19 protein-coding genes and 2 other RNA genes are annotated in these 16747 nt (G+C 35.6%); 15 read left to right on the plus strand and 6 right to left on the minus strand.

Features of this window, described 5'->3' with window-relative positions; genetic code table 11:
- The first annotated feature begins 270 nt into the window (after positions 1-270).
- The 12 genes from CGC52_RS07645 (at position 271) to CGC52_RS07700 (ending at position 11076) form a co-directional block, all read left to right on the plus strand.
- A complete protein-coding gene (locus CGC52_RS07645; protein WP_198540560.1) occupies positions 271-1617 on the plus strand; it encodes a carboxypeptidase-like regulatory domain-containing protein in 1347 nt (448 codons plus the stop codon).
- Positions 1618-1691: 74 nt separating this feature from the next.
- The gene (locus CGC52_RS07650) at positions 1692-2591 is read left to right on the plus strand and encodes a 1,4-dihydroxy-2-naphthoate polyprenyltransferase (RefSeq protein WP_095894001.1); all 900 of its coding nucleotides are present in this window, start codon (positions 1692-1694) and stop codon (positions 2589-2591) included.
- A 59-nt stretch (positions 2592-2650) separates the two neighbouring features.
- Positions 2651-3328, plus strand: coding sequence for a metal-dependent hydrolase (locus tag CGC52_RS07655; protein WP_042006138.1), 678 nt, complete (start codon positions 2651-2653; stop codon positions 3326-3328).
- Positions 3329-3497: 169 nt separating this feature from the next.
- Positions 3498-4655 carry a 5-(carboxyamino)imidazole ribonucleotide synthase gene (locus tag CGC52_RS07660; RefSeq protein WP_095894002.1) on the plus strand — a complete coding sequence of 386 codons (1158 nt, stop codon included), beginning with the start codon at positions 3498-3500 and terminating at the stop codon, positions 4653-4655.
- 6 nt (positions 4656-4661) lie between these two features.
- Entirely contained in the window at positions 4662-5417 is a 756-nt protein-coding gene (locus CGC52_RS07665; RefSeq protein ID WP_147362910.1) for a hypothetical protein, read from the plus strand.
- 371 nt (positions 5418-5788) lie between these two features.
- Positions 5789-6658: a sugar-binding protein gene (locus CGC52_RS07670; RefSeq protein WP_095894003.1), complete on the plus strand. Its 870-nt coding sequence runs from the start codon at positions 5789-5791 to the stop codon at positions 6656-6658.
- A 175-nt stretch (positions 6659-6833) separates the two neighbouring features.
- Complete coding sequence (locus tag CGC52_RS07675; protein ID WP_042006133.1) at positions 6834-7070, plus strand: acyl carrier protein; 237 nt, start codon at positions 6834-6836, stop codon at positions 7068-7070.
- A 120-nt stretch (positions 7071-7190) separates the two neighbouring features.
- Positions 7191-8438 carry a beta-ketoacyl-ACP synthase II gene (gene fabF / locus CGC52_RS07680; protein WP_095894004.1) on the plus strand — a complete coding sequence of 416 codons (1248 nt, stop codon included), beginning with the start codon at positions 7191-7193 and terminating at the stop codon, positions 8436-8438.
- Positions 8439-8443: 5 nt separating this feature from the next.
- Positions 8444-9193, plus strand: coding sequence for a ribonuclease III (gene rnc, locus CGC52_RS07685; protein WP_095894493.1), 750 nt, complete (start codon positions 8444-8446; stop codon positions 9191-9193).
- A 112-nt stretch (positions 9194-9305) separates the two neighbouring features.
- Complete coding sequence (locus tag CGC52_RS07690) at positions 9306-9776, plus strand: DinB family protein (protein WP_095894005.1); 471 nt, start codon at positions 9306-9308, stop codon at positions 9774-9776.
- Positions 9777-9973: 197 nt separating this feature from the next.
- Complete coding sequence (locus tag CGC52_RS07695) at positions 9974-10225, plus strand: type B 50S ribosomal protein L31 (protein WP_042006127.1); 252 nt, start codon at positions 9974-9976, stop codon at positions 10223-10225.
- A 98-nt stretch (positions 10226-10323) separates the two neighbouring features.
- Positions 10324-11076: a TerB family tellurite resistance protein gene (locus CGC52_RS07700; RefSeq protein WP_042006142.1), complete on the plus strand. Its 753-nt coding sequence runs from the start codon at positions 10324-10326 to the stop codon at positions 11074-11076.
- Positions 11077-11085: 9 nt separating this feature from the next.
- Here the strand turns inward: CGC52_RS07700 and ffs are convergent.
- Positions 11086-11184, minus strand: an RNA gene (gene ffs, locus CGC52_RS07705) — signal recognition particle sRNA small type.
- Positions 11185-11333: 149 nt separating this feature from the next.
- Between ffs and CGC52_RS07710 the strand changes: the two genes are divergently transcribed.
- Together CGC52_RS07710 and CGC52_RS07715 are read left to right on the plus strand one after the other, a co-directional pair.
- Positions 11334-11753, plus strand: coding sequence for a nucleoside-diphosphate kinase (locus CGC52_RS07710; protein ID WP_042006125.1), 420 nt, complete (start codon positions 11334-11336; stop codon positions 11751-11753).
- 9 nt (positions 11754-11762) lie between these two features.
- Entirely contained in the window at positions 11763-12287 is a 525-nt protein-coding gene (locus CGC52_RS07715) for an adenine phosphoribosyltransferase (RefSeq protein WP_042006123.1), read from the plus strand.
- A 156-nt stretch (positions 12288-12443) separates the two neighbouring features.
- Here the strand turns inward: CGC52_RS07715 and rny are convergent, their stop codons facing one another.
- From rny to CGC52_RS07735, 4 genes are all read right to left on the minus strand, one after another.
- Positions 12444-14012 (minus strand): ribonuclease Y, encoded by a 1569-nt coding sequence (rny, locus tag CGC52_RS07720; RefSeq protein WP_095894006.1) that lies wholly within the window; start codon positions 14010-14012, stop codon positions 12444-12446.
- Between the two features lie 58 nt (positions 14013-14070).
- A non-coding RNA gene (gene ssrS, locus CGC52_RS07725) (6S RNA) lies at positions 14071-14176 on the minus strand.
- A gap of 61 nt (positions 14177-14237) precedes the next feature.
- On the minus strand, positions 14238-14525 hold the full coding sequence (locus CGC52_RS07730) for a cell division protein ZapA (RefSeq protein WP_042006118.1): 288 nt from the start codon (positions 14523-14525) through the stop codon (positions 14238-14240).
- A gap of 12 nt (positions 14526-14537) precedes the next feature.
- The gene (locus CGC52_RS07735) at positions 14538-14837 is read right to left on the minus strand and encodes a hypothetical protein (RefSeq protein WP_172917655.1); all 300 of its coding nucleotides are present in this window, start codon (positions 14835-14837) and stop codon (positions 14538-14540) included.
- Positions 14838-15103: 266 nt separating this feature from the next.
- Here CGC52_RS07735 and CGC52_RS07740 point away from each other — a divergent pair, with 266 nt between their 5' ends.
- On the plus strand, positions 15104-16321 hold the full coding sequence (locus CGC52_RS07740; RefSeq protein WP_232751804.1) for an HD domain-containing protein: 1218 nt from the start codon (positions 15104-15106) through the stop codon (positions 16319-16321).
- Between the two features lie 11 nt (positions 16322-16332).
- Here CGC52_RS07740 and ruvX read toward each other — a convergent pair whose 3' ends face one another.
- Positions 16333-16746 carry a Holliday junction resolvase RuvX gene (gene ruvX / locus CGC52_RS07745; RefSeq protein ID WP_095894007.1) on the minus strand — a complete coding sequence of 138 codons (414 nt, stop codon included), beginning with the start codon at positions 16744-16746 and terminating at the stop codon, positions 16333-16335.
- Position 16747: the final 1 nt, after the last annotated feature.

The following is a 16747-nucleotide window of genomic DNA, read 5'->3' on the forward strand; positions in this document are numbered from 1 at the left end:
CCTCTGTATTTATCCGACAAAAGTATAAAAAAAAGTGAAAAATAAAAAGAAATACATTTGAAAGTTGATGTGTTTTCTTTATTGTTTTGTGATTAGATTAGATTTTGGTTTTTATGGTATGAAATAAGGTGTTTACTAATTAGTTGATATGTAGTTGTTTATTTTTGTTTTTGAGTTTTTGTTTTTAAATAAAATGTTTAAGTTTGTTTAGAGTAAATAAAAATAATACTTTTGCTCCGAATTTAGAGTTCAATAATGAAGTTTTTGTTTTTGTACATATTACTATTTGTTTCCATACAGGTTTTTTCACAACAAGTTGCTGGGGTTGTGGTTGATACTCATGATGAGCCTTTACATGGAGTAGTCATTGTTGATGAAAAATCAGGACGTTGGACAACTTCAAATAAAGAAGGTAAGTTTTCGATTACTTTTCATCAAGAATATTTATTAAGATTCAAGATGTTAGGAAAAGAAGAGGAATCATTGGTAGGTTCTTCACCTTCTTCTTTGATACGAATTGTTCTGAAGGATAAAACCTTACGATTGGATGATGTGGTAGTAACGGCAAGTATCCCTGAAAAAGGGGTAGCAAATTCGAAAATTGTACTCAACAAATACGCGATTAGTCAATTCCAATCTTTTTCGTTAGCTGATGTACTGCAGCAGCTTCCAGGGCAAAGGATAGTTGCCTCTAATTTTACTTCACCGAAGGTGTTGAATATGCGAACGGCAATTAACACTGGCAACAATGCTTTCGGGGTGGGTTATATATTAGATGATATGCCTCTTTCTAATGATGAAAATATGCAAACTTATAAAGGGACAATGGCTACTACGAGTTATTCATCAAATGTTAATTCAGGGTTGGATTTGAGAACGATACCCACGTCAAATATCGAAAAAATTGAAGTTATTACAGGAATTGCTGATGCTAAATATGGAAATGCCACTACGGGCTTGGTTATTATTGAGCGTAAAGCAGGTATTCATCCTTTTTTGATAGATGCTAAATTACAGGGAGGAGGGCAATCCATTTCGGTAGGAAAAGGCTTTCAGTTATCCCCCAAGATAGGCAAACTAAGTCTTTCACTGGATTACTTAAACTCGAATAACCAACCGGTCAATAATTTAAATGGTTTTAACAGATTGACAGGGAGTGCTATATGGACTACAGAGCGTGATGATTTTTTTCATAACTCGCTGTCAATGACCTTGCGAACTAATTTAGATGGAGTTAGAAAGGACAAGGAAAATGAGGTTAATTTTCAAGCAAAAAATGAAAAGAAAGATTATGCCATCACTTTAAGTAACCGTTCGCGATGGCAACTGAATCGAATATGGATCGACCGATTGTCGTTACAAGGTGGATTTTCATATTCCTACACTGAAGATTATAATTCTTCGTGGTTAAATAATGGAGGTTTGGTAGTCCCCACGGCAACTGAAACGAGTTTGCATACAGGGGTTTATACGCCTCCACAGTATTTGGGAGTGATGCACACTAAAGGAGAACCTTTTAATGCTAATATGCAAATTTCGGCTGAAAAGCATTACCGCGTAGGGTCATGGAATCATGATCGCTTTTCTGCATACTTTATCATCGTCTCCTACGCGTGAACGAGCGCCTGAATTACCTAAGTGATTTTTTTATTCGTCTGATAATTCCTACTTTTGTGGCCTATTACATTATGATGGAACTAAAAACGATTTTAAAAGCTGCTCGTTTGCGAACGTTACCGCTCTCTGTTTCAGGGATTATTATGGGTAGTGCGTTGGCTTTTCGTGTAGGGTACTTCCAATGGAATATTTTTTTGTTGGCACTTCTCACTACGATTCTCTTTCAGATACTTTCTAATTTCGCTAATGATTACGGAGATGGAGTTAAAGGAACTGATAATATCAATCGTGTAGGGCCACAACGAGCGCTACAGAGTGGGAAAATATCCCAAAGTCAAATGAAAAGGCTAATCATCATTACGGCGTTGTTGTCAATGCTTGTTGCAATGGCTTTGATTTATGTGGCTTTTGGGAAAGAAAACTGGGTTTATGTGTTGATTTTCTTTTTGTTAGGGGTTTCTTGTGTTGTGGCAGCCATTAAGTATACGGTGGGAAAGTCAGCCTATGGGTATCGAGGTTTCGGTGATTTGTTCGTTTTCATTTTCTTTGGATTGGTTAGCGTAGTTGGGACATATTTTTTGTATCTGCACCAATTAGATTGGAAGATTTTTTTACCAGCTACATCTGTTGGGTTACTCAGTGTAGCTGTGTTGAATATCAATAATATGCGTGATTATGAAAACGATAAAGCTATGGGTAAAAACACCTTAGTAGTCAAAATGGGAAGTAACTTGGCTAAATTCTATCACTATTATTTGGTTGTAGTAGCGATGCTTAGCATGTTAGTATTTTCTGTATTGCATTTGCAGACAGGTTGGCAGCTTGTTTATTTGTTGGTATTCATTCCATTAGCGTTGCATTTAATCACTGTTAAGAACAACAAAGTGTTAAAAAACTTGGACAAAGAGTTAAAAAAGGTCGCTTTGAGTACTTTTTTTATGTCACTTTTGTTTTTTATCGGACAAATTTTGTAATTTAGCCACTCTTTTACTTACTAATTTATAATTATAAACACATTTCATAATTACTTAAAATGGAAATCACATATTACGGACATTCATGCGTTGGAATAAAAATTGGTGAAACTTATTTGTTAGTTGATCCTTTTATTTCAGAGAATCCTTTAGCAAAGCATATTGATATCAATAGTATCAAGGCCGATTATATTTTGATAACCAGTGCTCATCAAGATCATACTACCGATGTTGAGGCGATTGCCAAACGTACTAACGCAAAAATAATTTCAAATTTTGAGATTGTTGAATATTTTTACGATCGAGGTATTGATGGTCATCCGTTGAATTTGGGAGGGGGAAATAATTTTCCTTTTGGGGTGCTAAAATTTGTTCCTGCCTTACATTCATCTACTTTCCAAAACGGGAAAGCAGGAGGTTGTGCAGGTGGATTCATTATCAAAACAATGGATAAAACCATTTACATTGCAGGAAATACAGCTCTACATTTTGATATGCAACTTATTCCTGTTCGATACAAATTAGATTTGGCAATTCTTCCAATTGGAGGTAATTTTACTATGGATGTAGAAGATGCTATCATGGCTTCTGATTTCGTGAAATGTAATACCATTATGGGAGTGAATTACGATACGTTCAATCTCATTAAAATCGATCACGAGTTAGCAAAACGTAGCTTCAAAGCTAAAGGAAAAGAATTGCTTTTACCTGCTATTGGAAGCTTTATTACGGTTTAAAAAAATATTCATATCTATTATCAAAGGCTGTATGGAGTTTGATTTGCTCAAAGTCAACTTTTCAGACAGTCTTTTTGGTAAATATATACTTCATTAGAACTTACTCTTCTTTCTTAGCAAAAGATGTATAGAGTGCAGAGACAAACTTATTCACAGATAAATAATCAGTATGGCAAACTACTTTTCATCAGATTTTACCTTAGGAATTTTAGGAGGAGGGCAATTGGGTAAAATGTTGCTCACAGAAACACGAAAATATGATATCAAAACCTTTGTGTTAGACCCCAGTTCGGACGCTCCAAGTCGTCTGGCGTGTAATCGTTTTTTTCAAGGAAGCTTATCAGATTTTGATACAGTTTACAATTTCGGGAAACAGGTAGATGTACTTACCATCGAAATTGAAAACGTAAATGTAGAGGCACTCGAAAAATTGGAAGAAGAAGGAGTTAAGGTTTACCCCTCAGCAAGGAGTTTAAAGATTATTCAAAATAAAGGTTTTCAAAAACAATTTTATGCTCAAAATAATATCCCTACAGCCGATTTTTTTCGTTTTCCATCAATTGAAGAGTTAAAAAAAGCCATTGAAGATTCTCACATAAAGTTTCCGTTTGTATGGAAAAGTACTCGATTTGGATACGACGGCAACGGAGTAAAGATAGTCCGTTCGGTCACCGATTTAGAAAGTTTGCCTAAGGGAGAGTGTATTGCTGAGACCATGATTCCTTTCAAAAATGAATTAGCTGTGATTGTGGCTCGGAATTTACAGGGAGAGGTGCGAACTTATCCTGTGGTTGAAATGGAATTTCATCCTGAAGCTAATCAGGTGGAATATGTCATTTGTCCTGCACGTATTTCCGATACTGTGGCACAAAAGGCTCGTGAAGTAGCCTTGAAAACGGCTGAAGCCTTTGGAATTGTTGGCTTGTTGGCGGTAGAGATGTTTCAAACACAAGAAGATGATATTTTAGTAAACGAGGTAGCTCCTCGAACTCACAATTCAGGACATTACAGTATTGAAGCGGCCTACACAAGTCAGTTTGAGCAGCATTTGAGAGCTATTTTAAACCTTCCTTTAGGGAAAACGGAAAGCAAACTCGCTGGAGTTATGGTGAATTTAGTAGGTGCCGAAGGGCATACGGGAGAGGTAGTCTACCAAAATATTGAAAAAATTATGGCAATGGAAGGTGTTACGCCTCATATTTATGGAAAGCGTGAAACACGTCCATTTCGGAAAATGGGACACGTAACTATCATTAGTGAAAATGTGGTTGAAGCACGTCGCATCGCACAAGAAGTTAAGGAAACGATTAAAGTAATTAGTAATTAATTTGGTATGAGATATAATATTGTTACTCTATTATTCCTATTTTCGCTATTGGGATATGCTCAGTTTCCTATAACCGACTGGGAAAAAGAAAATTTAAAAGGGAAAGTTAAATCTGTAAAAAGCATTACATATCAGTATATTAATGACAACGGAAAGATGCAAAAAGGTAGTCCAATGACAGGGTTTAACACCCTGGTTTCGTACAACATCAAAGGATACAAGGTTTCCGGAGAACAATTCTCAACGGATGAAAAAATCATAGGAAGTTGGGTGTACATTTACGAGGGCAACAACCTTTTGCGACAAGTAGATGTGTTCAATCAAAAGAAACAAGTGCAAGAGATTATGAAACATACCTACAATTCCAAAACTCAAAAAGAAGATGTAAATGGATACGATGCTAATGGTGTTTTTACAGGAAAACAAATCGCTTGTTACGATGAAAAAGGGCTTAAGATAAATGAATTGTTACTCGACTCAAAAGAGAACTTTTTGATGAAATCCGAATTTATATATGATTCAAAATCAAATCTATCAGAACGTTACATTGAGGATAAGGAAGGTAAAAAAGTGGTTTTGAAATATGTCTATGATGAAAAAAATAATGTAATTGAAGAGAATTACTATGGAAATGGAGGGCAATTGTACGGACAAAAAAAATTTACGTACAAGTATGATAACCAAGGTAATTGGATTGAACGCATTGAAGAAATCTACGGTATGTCGCAGGTATTAACAGAAAGAAAAATCACATACTATTGAGGATATTTTTGATTTTTGCTACTCAGCATTATCATCATTTCTAAACAAATCATTACATCTTTAAGTTCTATTCAAGTTTTGCATTTCATTATAACATTCTAAAGAATATAAAGCTACGTGAATTTTACTTGCGTAGCATTTGTTTTTTTAGAGAGTGTTATTTAACTCATTGATTTATAGTATTAAGATGTGTTTTTTTGGATTTTTTAAAAGATACGAAAGGTTTATAGAAAACAAGGAAAAAGGTGTTTTTTCAAGGAAATCACATTTTTTTTGTTAAATAATTCAGAAAAATTTTACTGAACGAATCGTTTTATGTAATTTTGTATGAGATTCAGTACGTTTAGATTAATTTTTAGAAACAAAAAGAGATGAAAAAATTTGCAGTTATCATATTTATTGTATTTAGTTTTTTCTGTGATTTTACATTTGCACAGATGGTGCCGCCCCGAAAACCTACCAGTCAGTTGAAGGAAATCGGTTTAGTTGGAAACGTCAGGTCATTGCGAGTTACATCGCACATGGCCGTTGATAGTTTCGGAACTATTTACAAAGGAAAAAAAGCAGATTATTGGCGTGGGGACGTTGTAACCAATTTTGATAGAGAAGGGTACAAAACGGATGCGTTGTATTACGATAAAGAAGGTAAGTTGAATCACAAGGTGGTTTATAGGTATAGTAATACAAGGAAGCGTACGGCTCGCGAAACCTACGGTTCAGATGGTAAGATGTCCAAAAGAAGCGTTTATTTATACGATCAAAAAGGAAATAAAATAGCATTCCGAGGGTATAATTCTCAAGGTGCTATTTTTGAAGTGTATGCTTATAAAAATAACGATAAGGGTCAAGAAATAGAAGAAGTTTGTGTACAAACAGAACAGTCAACATGTGGTAAATATACACACGAGTACGATGATGCAGGGCGAGTTTCAAAACTCTGTCGTTATGTTAGTACTCGTTCATCAAAGCCAGATAACTGTGAGACCTATTCCTATGACGCAGAAGGTAGAATGGTCGAGGCGATTCTTTACCAAGGAGAGAGACTTATTTATAAGGTTGTCTTTGAGTATGACTCTTCAGGAAATATTACCACACAAACTAAATACGATAGGTTAGGTTTGATGTTGGACGAAGTAGCCTATGTTTATACTTATGACAAAAGAGGGAATTGGATAGAACGCGTCGAATATGTGGACGGTATAGCTCGTTATATGGTTCTCAGAGAGGTTCAGTATCACTAAGCCGGAATAAAAGTCTAACAGTCATTTTGTTAAAAGGTGAGGTGTAGATGCTGTTTAACAATGAGTTATGATTTGAAAAAACAAAAAACATCGATATTTAACCAATAAAAGTAGTGTTTTTAAAAAAAGTTTATTACTTTTGCCATCGGTATTTAATTTTAAAAATATAAAGATTATGTCAGACATTGCATCAAGAGTAAAAGCCATTATCGTTGATAAGTTAGGTGTAGACGAGAACGAAGTAGTAACGGAAGCGAGCTTCACAAACGATTTAGGAGCTGATTCATTGGACACAGTGGAGTTGATTATGGAATTCGAAAAAGAATTCGATATTCAAATTCCAGATGACCAAGCAGAAAACATCGCAACAGTTGGTCAAGCTATCAAATATATTGAAGAGGCTAAACAATAATTTAAGTTGTGAGCTATGAGCAGTAAGCAGTAAGCCAATAACTGAATCAGTTTAGAGTCAGCGTATTAGTCTTATGGCTTACTGTTTTTTTTTATTAATGAACTAAATTTGTTTAATTGTATGAGAAATAGACGTGTTGTAGTAACAGGCTTAGGAGCTTTGACCCCAATAGGAAATACCACTCAAGAATATTGGGAGAATTTGATTGCGGGTACAAGTGGTGCTGGCATGATAACGCATTTTGACGCTTCAAAATTCAAAACAAGATTTGCTTGTGAGGTAAAAAACTTCAAGGTGGAAGACTTCATCGACCGAAAAGAAGCACGAAAATTAGACAAATTTACACAATACGCTATGGTAGCTTCTGATGAGGCTATCAAAGATGCAAAAATTGATCTTGAAACCATTGATAAAGACCGTGTAGGAGTTATCTGGGGTTCAGGTATTGGAGGGCTGGAAACGTTTCAGGATGAGATGCTTAACTTTGGAAAAGGAGATGGAAGTCCACGCTTTAATCCTTTCTTTATTCCTAAGATGATTGTAGACATTGCTCCTGGGATGATTTCTATCAAGTATGGATTTAGAGGACCTAATTTCGCTACCGTATCTGCTTGTGCATCATCGGCTAATGCGATTATAGACGCTTTGAACTATATTCGTTTGGGATACGCCGATGTAATTATTTCTGGAGGTTCGGAAGCTGCGGTTACTATACCAGGAATCGGAGGGTTTAACGCTCTTCACGCTCTTTCTACACGTAATGATGATTATGCAAGAGCCTCTCGTCCGTTTGATGCAACCCGAGATGGTTTTGTGTTAGGTGAAGGTGCAGGAGCTCTCGTTTTAGAAGAATATGAACATGCTATCGCTCGTGGGGCAACCATCTATTGTGAATTGGCAGGAGGAGGACTTTCCGCAGATGCTAATCACATGACGGCTCCACATCCAGAAGGTTTAGGGGCTAAGAACGTTATGCTCAACTGCTTGAGAGATGCTGGGGTGAAACCAGAAGAAGTGGATGCTATAAATCTGCATGGTACTTCAACTCCTCTTGGAGATGTTGCAGAATCAAAGGCAGTGTTAGATGTTTTTGGAGAACATGCATATAACATCAATCTAAATTCAACAAAATCAATGACAGGGCACTTATTGGGGGCTGCAGGAGCTGTAGAGGCTATCGCTTCTATTTTAGCTGTGAAACACGGAATAATTCCTCCGACAATTAACTTTGAAACTGCAGATGAAAGTATTGATCCTAAACTCAACTTTACATTTAATAAAGCTCAAAAAAGAGATGTCAAAGTCGCTATGAGTAATACATTTGGTTTTGGAGGTCATAACGCTTGTGTCTTGTTCAAAAAAATATAGTCATTTTGATAAATCTAAAAAAAATATTAAGTTTTACCCGTTTTAAAAAGAAAAAAGACGGGGTTTTTTATGCCAAAATGGAAGCACTGTTAGGCTATCCTCCAAAGACGTTGTCCTTTTATAGCGAAGCTTTTACGCATCCGTCTTATCAATATGATAAAACCAAACGGAAAAGCTATGAACGTTTGGAGTTTTTGGGTGATGCTATTTTGGGAGCAGTTATCGCAGACTATATTTTTAAGAATGCTCCTGAACAAGATGAAGGGTATTTGACAAAAATGCGATCAAAAATCGTAGAACGTCGCTATTTGAATGAATTAGGCAAAGAAATGCGATTGTTAGATTTTTTACGCACAAAATTGCCCCCAAAACAATTAGGGAACAATATAACAGGAAATTTGTTTGAAGCTCTTATAGGAGCAATCTATCTCGATAAAGGTTACGGTGAGTGTATGAGATTTATTGAAAGGAAATTGATAAAACCTTGCATAAATATTAAAAACCTTGAAGATAAGATTCTTAGCCATAAAAGTTTACTCATTGAATGGTGTCAAAAACACAAACTCACTTTTTCCTTTGATACAGACGAAGATAAAGAAGACCGCTCAGGAGCAAAGTATTTTGTGTCAAAAATTTATGTGGAAGGTTTTTCTGTGACTAAAGCAAGAGCTACTTCTAAGAAAAAAGCAGAAGAAAACGCTGCCAAACGAGCGTGTTACAAAATTCAAGGAAAACACAAGAACCTAATTCAGTGATTTGTGCCGAACTCGTTTGTGGTTTTACTTGCTAAATCAATTTTGTTTTTCCTATAAATCCTTCCTGTTTTTGTAAGAAAACCGTACTTTTGTAAATCAAAAAATATTCCAAATGAAACTAACATCACAAACATTCAACCTGCATAAGGCTACTCGTGCTAAATTGTTGAACTATTTAGATAGTTTGACAGAGCAGGATTTAGCAACAATTCCTAATGGATTCAATAACAATGTTTTATGGAATATAGCTCATTGCGTTGCAACTCAGCAAATATTGTGCTATAAACTTAGTGGATTAACACCCAAAGTGCCTGAGAGTTTTATAGAAACCTATCGAAAAGGTACGGCTCCCGATGGGCATACGCCGACAAAAGAAGAGGTTCAGCAATTAAAGGAATTACTTATATCAACACAAAAGCAACTTCAGGAAGATTATCAACATGGTTTTTTTGAGAATTTTAATTCATATTCAACAAGTTATGGATTTGAATTGAATTCGATTGAGGATGCTATTCAATTTAATAACACACATGAGAGTATGCATTTGGGAGTGGTTATCAGTTTAAATTATTTTGTGAAGTAGTGTCTTCAAAAATATCATTTCAGAACAAAGGACTGATTTTAAATTGTTTGATGATATTGATGCGGCATTTTGAATGAGATAAAATACACGTTAATCTAAAATAATTCAATATTTTTTAACTGAAACTATTGCTAATTAAATAAATATACCTATCTTTGCCCTTTGAAAAATTAAGTGGATAAAAAATATACATTGCGATGAAAAAAGGAATACACCCAGAATCTTACAGATTAGTAGCTTTCAAAGATATGTCAAATGAAGAAATCTTTATTACGAAGTCTACTATCGACACTAAAGAAACAATTGAAGTTGAAGGAACTGAGTATCCATTAGTGAAATTGGAGATTTCAAGAACATCTCACCCTTTCTATACAGGAAAATCAAAACTTATTGACACCGCAGGACGTATCGATAAGTTTAAAAGCAAATATGCTAAATTTAAAAAATAAGCAGTTTTTTTATTTAATGCACGAGACTGTTCAAAAAATTGGGTCAAACTGATTTTTTGAGCAGTTTTGTTTTTACTAATATTTTTGTAATAATTGATATGCAGTGGATACTTTCTTTATTAGGATACTTACTTTTTAAATTGCCAGGGGCTATTATTGGATATTTTTTAGGGTATTTGTTGAAAAGTTTTACAAATAACTCTGGCGGAAGTGGGCAGTATGGATCGCAATCAAATTATCGACAACAACGAACAGTAAGTCCAGCAGATTTTGAGGTTAACCTACTTTCTTTATGTTCATTAGTTATTAAAGCTAATGGGCAGGTCAGCCAATCAGAACTCGATTTTGTCAGGCTTCGTTTTGTTGAAATGTATGGGAAAGATCGAGCTAATGCTGTTTTCAGAACCTTCAACGAGTTAGTGAAAGGACGTGAAATATCTGCTCAGCGAGTTAGTATGTTTCTAAGAGCTCGTACTCCCTACGAAACTCGTTTGCAGATTCTACATTTTCTTTTTGGAATTGCCAAAGCTGATGGTATAGTTAGTGACTCAGAAGAACGTCAGATTAAAGAGATTGCACAATATTTTGCGATTTCACAACATGATTTTGAAAGTATTAAAGCCATGTTTGTTCGCAGCCAGAAAGAAAGTATTCGTGATGCGTATACCATTCTTGAAATCAATCGAAATGCTACTGATGCTGAGGTGAAAAAGGCTTATCGTGAAATGGCAAAAAAATATCACCCAGACAAGGTGATTACACAAGACGAAGCTATCAGAAAAGGAGCTGAGGAAAAGTTTAAGCAGGTGCAACAAGCTTATGAGCAAATCCAAAAAGAAAGGGGACTTTGAGTCAATAAAAAATGGCAAGCTACCTACATCGCACCGCTACAACCACATACCTTTGCTGTGTTCCCACCCTGGAGGATTTTGTAGGAGCTGGTCGTGTAGGACTTGCCGGTGCAAATATACATACTTTTGTGCACTAAACAAGTTTTTTTTAGAAAAAAATGTGTATATTTGTGGAACAAGAAAATAAAAAAGTGTGTGTAAATATGCTATATTGCTGATTTACAAATAGTTTTTAAAATATTAAAATATAATTAGTTATGCCTACAAACAGAACATTTACAATGATTAAGCCCGATGCTGTGGAGAATGGACACATTGGAGCAATTTTAAATCAGATTACAGAAGCGGGATTCAAAATCAAAGCAATGAAATTCACACAATTGTCTCGTCGAGATGCAGAGCTATTTTATGCAATTCATAAAGAGCGTCCATTCTTTCAAGATTTGGTAGTATTTATGTCGAGAGGCCCTATCGTAGCAGCAATTTTAGAAAAAGATAACGCTGTGGAAGACTTCCGAAAACTTATTGGAGCTACCAACCCCGAAAACGCTGCTGAAGGGACTATTCGTAAGCGATTTGCCAAGTCTATTTCTGAAAATGCTATTCATGGATCAGATAGTGATGAAAACGCAGCTATTGAAAGTAGCTTTCATTTCTCAGGACGTGAAACTTTTTAATGAAGAAAGATGGATGAAATTACGTATTTAGAAAGTAAAATAAGAGATATTTACGATTTTCCAAAACCAGGTGTCGTATTTAAAGATATTACACCTCTGTTGGCTGATGTCCAAGCAACCAAACAGGTTTTAGACTTATTTTTGAAGCGTCTTGATGGAAAGAAAATTGATAAAGTAATCGGAATGGAAAGTCGTGGATTTTTCTTCGGAACGCTCTTAGCTCAACGTTTAGGAGCAGGATTTGTTCCAGTACGAAAACCGGGCAAACTCCCGTTCGAAACTATTGCACAGACCTATGATTTAGAGTATGGTCAGGATCAACTCGAAATCCATTCAGATTCAATTAAAAAAGGAGAGAACGTTCTAATTCATGATGACGTACTCGCCACAGGAGGTACTGCCGAAGCAGCAGTAAAACTCGTTGAAACTCTCGGAGGAAATATTGTCCAGTTGAATTTCCTCATTGAACTTACGTTCTTGAAAGGTGTTCAAAAATTAGGAAATCACGAGGTTTATAGTGTTTTGAAATACTGAAAAAGCTACCTTAAAAATAAATGAGGAAGTACCATCAATACGTTTTCATTTTTTAAAATGTACAGCCCCAAAAATATTTAACTTTTGGGGCTGTATACTTTTAGATTGGTTTCTCCAATCGGGTAAATATGTTTATAACATTACGTTCAACAATTCCTATTTAGCTATGTTCACAGCTCTAGTTTCACGAATAACGGTGATTTTTACTTGTCCCGGATAGGTCATGTCTGTTTGAATTTTCTGAGATAAGTTGAACGATAATTCTGCAGCTTTATCATCACTCACTTTTTCACTTTCTACAATCACACGCAACTCCCGTCCTGCTTGAATAGCATATGCTTTTTTCACACCATTGAAAGAGAACGCTGCATCCTCCAAGTCTTTTAAGCGCTGAATGTAAGAATCTAATACCTGACGACGAGCCCCTGGTCTAGCACCACTTATAGCATCACACACCTGAACGATAGGGGATAATAGGGAAGTCATTTCAATTTCGTCGTGGTGAGCCCCAATAGCGTTGCAAACTTCAGGTTTTTCGCCGTATTTTTCTGCCCATTCCATTCCTAAGATGGCGTGAGGAACCTCGGTTTCTACTTGAGGAACCTTCCCTATATCGTGTAGTAATCCTGCACGTTTTGCTAACTTTACATTTAGTCCTAATTCGGCAGCCATTACACCACATAGCTTTGCTACCTCACGAGAGTGTTGTAAAAGGTTTTGCCCATAAGAAGAACGATACTTCATTCTTCCTACACATTTTACTAACTCTGGATGTAAACCGTGAATTCCCAAATCAATTATGGTTCGTTTACCAATATCGATAATTTCTTCTTCAATCTGTTTGGTAGTTTTTTCTACAACTTCTTCAATACGAGCAGGGTGAATGCGTCCGTCCGTAACTAATTTATGTAGTGACAATCGTGCGATTTCTCTTCGTACAGCGTCGAAGCAAGATAGGATGATGGCTTCAGGAGTGTCGTCCACGATGATTTCTACACCAGTGGCGGCTTCCAAAGCACGAATGTTTCTCCCTTCACGTCCGATTATACGACCCTTTACATCGTCCGATTCTAAGTTAAAAACCGACACACAGTTGTCGATAGCTTCTTCAGTTCCAATGCGTTGAATGGTGTTGATGACGATTTTTTTAGCTTCTTGACGGGCAGTTAACTTTGCCTCCTCGATAGTACTTTGGATATATGCCATCGCATCAGCCTGAGCCTCACTTCGTAATGAATCTGTCAATTGAGTTTTTGCCTCCTCAGCAGAAAGTCCCGAAATAACCTCTAATTGTTTTACTTGACTTTTGTGTAGACGTTCAATTTCTTCTTGTTTTTTGTTAAGTGATTGTAGACGATGTTCGGCTTCTTTGTTTTTCTCTTCCAATTCGTCCTTAAGTCGTTTGTTTTGAGCTAATTCGTTTGAAACCTGCGATTCTTTGTCACGGATACGTTTTTCAGTCTCTGCCATTTTTTTGTCTTTACTGGCAATGACTTTTTCATGTTCGCTTTTGAGTTCTAGGAATTTTTCTTTTGCTTGTAGGATTTTGTCTTTTTTGATGTTTTCACCCTCGCTCTTAGCTTCTTTTAAAATAGTATTTGCTTCTGTTTTAGCTTCTGAGATAATTTTTGAAGCGTTTTTTTTCTCCAATACCTTTGCGATGGCAAATCCTAAGGCAATCCCTACGATTCCTGCGACCACAATTCCTAATATTACTGTTTCCATTTGCTTGTTTTAAAAAATTATGTATAAAAAAACCTACATTGATTTGAGAGTTTTGCGTAAACTCCGCGAACAGGTTTAAGGCTACTGAGCTGGTCAAGAATCCGTTCGATGACGGCACGCTTTAACAACTCCACTTACCTTTTTTATTTTGTTTAATGTTGAGTTTACCAAAAAATCATGATCAATGTAGGCAGTAATTCCTTTCTATTTGTAAGAACATATGAATCAAAGCATGGCATCCATCAATTCGTTGATGGAAGTCAATTTATCTTTAACCGTAGAATCTATTTGACTCTCGTCGAGTTTTTTTTGTTCAATATTTGTTGCTAAAACAATGGCACACAACGCCAAAGCATCTTGTTTGTCTTTCAACTCATATGTTGATTCGAATTTTTGAATCAACTCGTTGATTTCTTTAGCTGCCTTGCGATATCCTTCTTCTTGATGAGGTTCGATGTTCATCGGATAGACCCTATCACCAATTGAAACTTTAATTTTCAAAATTTCATCCATTTTTGTTTGGGTCTATTTTGAAAGTTGAACAATACAAGCGTCAATCTCTCTGATTAAAGCGTTTATCTGTTGTTTTGCTTTTGTTTTTTCTTCCTTACTGCCGAGAATACCGTTTGCAACTTTTATGGCTTCGTATTTTTCTTTCCAAAGAATAATTTCTTTTGTTAAAATCTCTTTTTCATTGCACAAAGAGATTGTTTGCTCTTTTAATCGTTGATTTTCAGATGTTAAATCTTCTATCTTACGTTTCAACTGCATTGCTTTTTCTTCGAGCAATCGAGCCAAATCATATATATTTTCTGTTGCAGACATTCAACGTATTCTGTGGGTACAAAGTTAATACAGAATGCTTAAAAAAACAATTTTTCAATGAATTAATTGAATTTATATTTGTATGTATTTGATATTCAGTATTTTGGTTAATTGATATAAACTCCCAATTTTGCACATTTCTTGATTTATTTTGACGAAAAAATCACAGCATTGATATCAAGGGTTTGCATATGTTCATGTTGTTATTGTATGGAGTTTTTAAAATATCACTGAAAATCATTATATTTGCCTTTTAAACTCAATAGGTGAAAAGAAACAAGCTAAAAATTGTCAACGACCCCGTTCACGGATTTATTCACATACCGGATGCTTTTATATTTGATTTGATGGAACATCCTTATTTCCAACGGTTGCGTCGAATTACACAAATGGGGTTGTCTTATTTGGTATATCCAGGAGCAAGACATACCCGTTTTCAACATGCTTTGGGGTGTATGCATTTGATGCAAAAAGTCGTGGAAACTCTTCGCTATAAAGGTGTTGAGATTTCTGATAAAGAAGCACAAGGGTTGTATGCAGCCATTTTACTTCATGACATTGGACATGGCCCTTTTTCACATGCCATGGAACACAGTATTGTTGAAAATATTTCACATGAGGAAATTTCTTTGCTCTTTATGCAAGAATTAAATCGAGAGTTTAAAGGAAAATTAGATCTTGCAATTGAAATTTTTCAAGGGACGTACTCGCGTAAGTTTATGAATCAACTTGTTGCAAGTCAGCTTGATATGGATAGATTGGACTATTTGAAACGCGATAGTTTTTACACCGGAGTTGCTGAAGGAAACATCAATCCTGAGCGTATCATCTCAATGCTTAATGTACGGAATGATGAAGTGATGGTTGAAGAAAAAGGGATTTATTCGGTAGAAAAATTTTTGGTAGCTCGACGGTTGATGTACTGGCAGGTTTATTTGCATAAAACGAGTGTTGTGGCAGAACAGTTGCTAATCAAGGTGTTGCAGCGTGTCAAACAGCTTATACAACGCGGTGAGTCCGTGTCCATGTCCTCTCCGCTCAAATATTTTATAGAATGTAGAGTTAGCAAAGATTATTTTTCTAAAGAAATTTTAGATACCTTTGCTATGCTGGATGATACAGACATTATTGCCGCGATGAAACAATGGCAATTTCATTCAGATTTTGTATTGTCTAAATTAAGTAAAATGCTTTTATATAGGGATTTACCAAAGGTGAAAATGCAAAATTATCCCTTTGAAACTGAAAAATTGGAGAGTCAACGTCAAAAGGTAATGCAACACTATAATATCTCAAAAGAGGAGGCTGATTTTTTTGTTTTCTCAGGAGTAGTTAGTAATACTGCATACAATTCGGAACGCCAAAGGATACAAATACTAACCAAGAAAGGAAAGATTACTGACGTAATTAAAGCTTCTGACCAATTGAATTTGGAAGCCTTGTCCAGACCTGTGGTAAAACATTATGTTTATTATCCTAAATAGTTGATTTTGTTTTATCTTCTTCTGTTTAGGTAGCTTTGTAAGATAATCGTAGCACTGATTTCATCAATAAGTTCCTTATTTTGACGTTGTTTTTTTTTCATACCACTGTCAATCATCGTTTGGAAAGCCATCTTTGAGGTAAAGCGTTCGTCTTCACGGAGAATAGTCAGTTCAGGGAATTCTGAGGTTAATTTGTTTATGAAATTTAGAATAAGAGCTTCAATATCAGAATCTTCGTTGTTCATCCGTTTCGGTTTGCCTACAATTATTTCTCTTACATTTTCTTCGTTTACGTATTTTTTTAAGAATTGTAAAAGCTCATTTGTAGCAACGGTTGTCAATCCTGAGGCTATGATTTGCATAGGGTCGGTAACGGCAATGCCACAACGTTTGACTCCATAATCAATGGCTAAAATTCGATACATA

The sequence above is a fragment of the Capnocytophaga sp. H2931 genome (genome assembly GCF_002302535.1).
GTDB classification, from domain to species: Bacteria; Bacteroidota; Bacteroidia; order Flavobacteriales; family Flavobacteriaceae; genus Capnocytophaga; species Capnocytophaga canis.

Coding starts and splice junctions, on each gene's coding strand:
- CGC52_RS07735 (WP_172917655.1), bottom strand. CDS start 14,837: ATGTCTGCAACAGAAAATATATATGATTTGGCTCGATTGCTCGAAGAA.
- fabF (WP_095894004.1), top strand. CDS start 7,191: ATGAGAAATAGACGTGTTGTAGTAACAGGCTTAGGAGCTTTGACCCCA.
- CGC52_RS07730 (WP_042006118.1), bottom strand. CDS start 14,525: ATGGATGAAATTTTGAAAATTAAAGTTTCAATTGGTGATAGGGTCTAT.
- CGC52_RS07715 (WP_042006123.1), top strand. CDS start 11,763: ATGGATGAAATTACGTATTTAGAAAGTAAAATAAGAGATATTTACGAT.
- CGC52_RS07665 (WP_147362910.1), top strand. CDS start 4,662: ATGAGATATAATATTGTTACTCTATTATTCCTATTTTCGCTATTGGGA.
- CGC52_RS07655 (WP_042006138.1), top strand. CDS start 2,651: ATGGAAATCACATATTACGGACATTCATGCGTTGGAATAAAAATTGGT.
- CGC52_RS07660 (WP_095894002.1), top strand. CDS start 3,498: ATGGCAAACTACTTTTCATCAGATTTTACCTTAGGAATTTTAGGAGGA.
- ruvX (WP_095894007.1), bottom strand. CDS start 16,746: ATGTATCGAATTTTAGCCATTGATTATGGAGTCAAACGTTGTGGCATT.
- CGC52_RS07670 (WP_095894003.1), top strand. CDS start 5,789: ATGAAAAAATTTGCAGTTATCATATTTATTGTATTTAGTTTTTTCTGT.
- rny (WP_095894006.1), bottom strand. CDS start 14,012: ATGGAAACAGTAATATTAGGAATTGTGGTCGCAGGAATCGTAGGGATT.
- CGC52_RS07650 (WP_095894001.1), top strand. CDS start 1,692: ATGGAACTAAAAACGATTTTAAAAGCTGCTCGTTTGCGAACGTTACCG.
- CGC52_RS07700 (WP_042006142.1), top strand. CDS start 10,324: ATGCAGTGGATACTTTCTTTATTAGGATACTTACTTTTTAAATTGCCA.
- CGC52_RS07675 (WP_042006133.1), top strand. CDS start 6,834: ATGTCAGACATTGCATCAAGAGTAAAAGCCATTATCGTTGATAAGTTA.
- CGC52_RS07695 (WP_042006127.1), top strand. CDS start 9,974: ATGAAAAAAGGAATACACCCAGAATCTTACAGATTAGTAGCTTTCAAA.
- CGC52_RS07690 (WP_095894005.1), top strand. CDS start 9,306: ATGAAACTAACATCACAAACATTCAACCTGCATAAGGCTACTCGTGCT.
- CGC52_RS07710 (WP_042006125.1), top strand. CDS start 11,334: ATGCCTACAAACAGAACATTTACAATGATTAAGCCCGATGCTGTGGAG.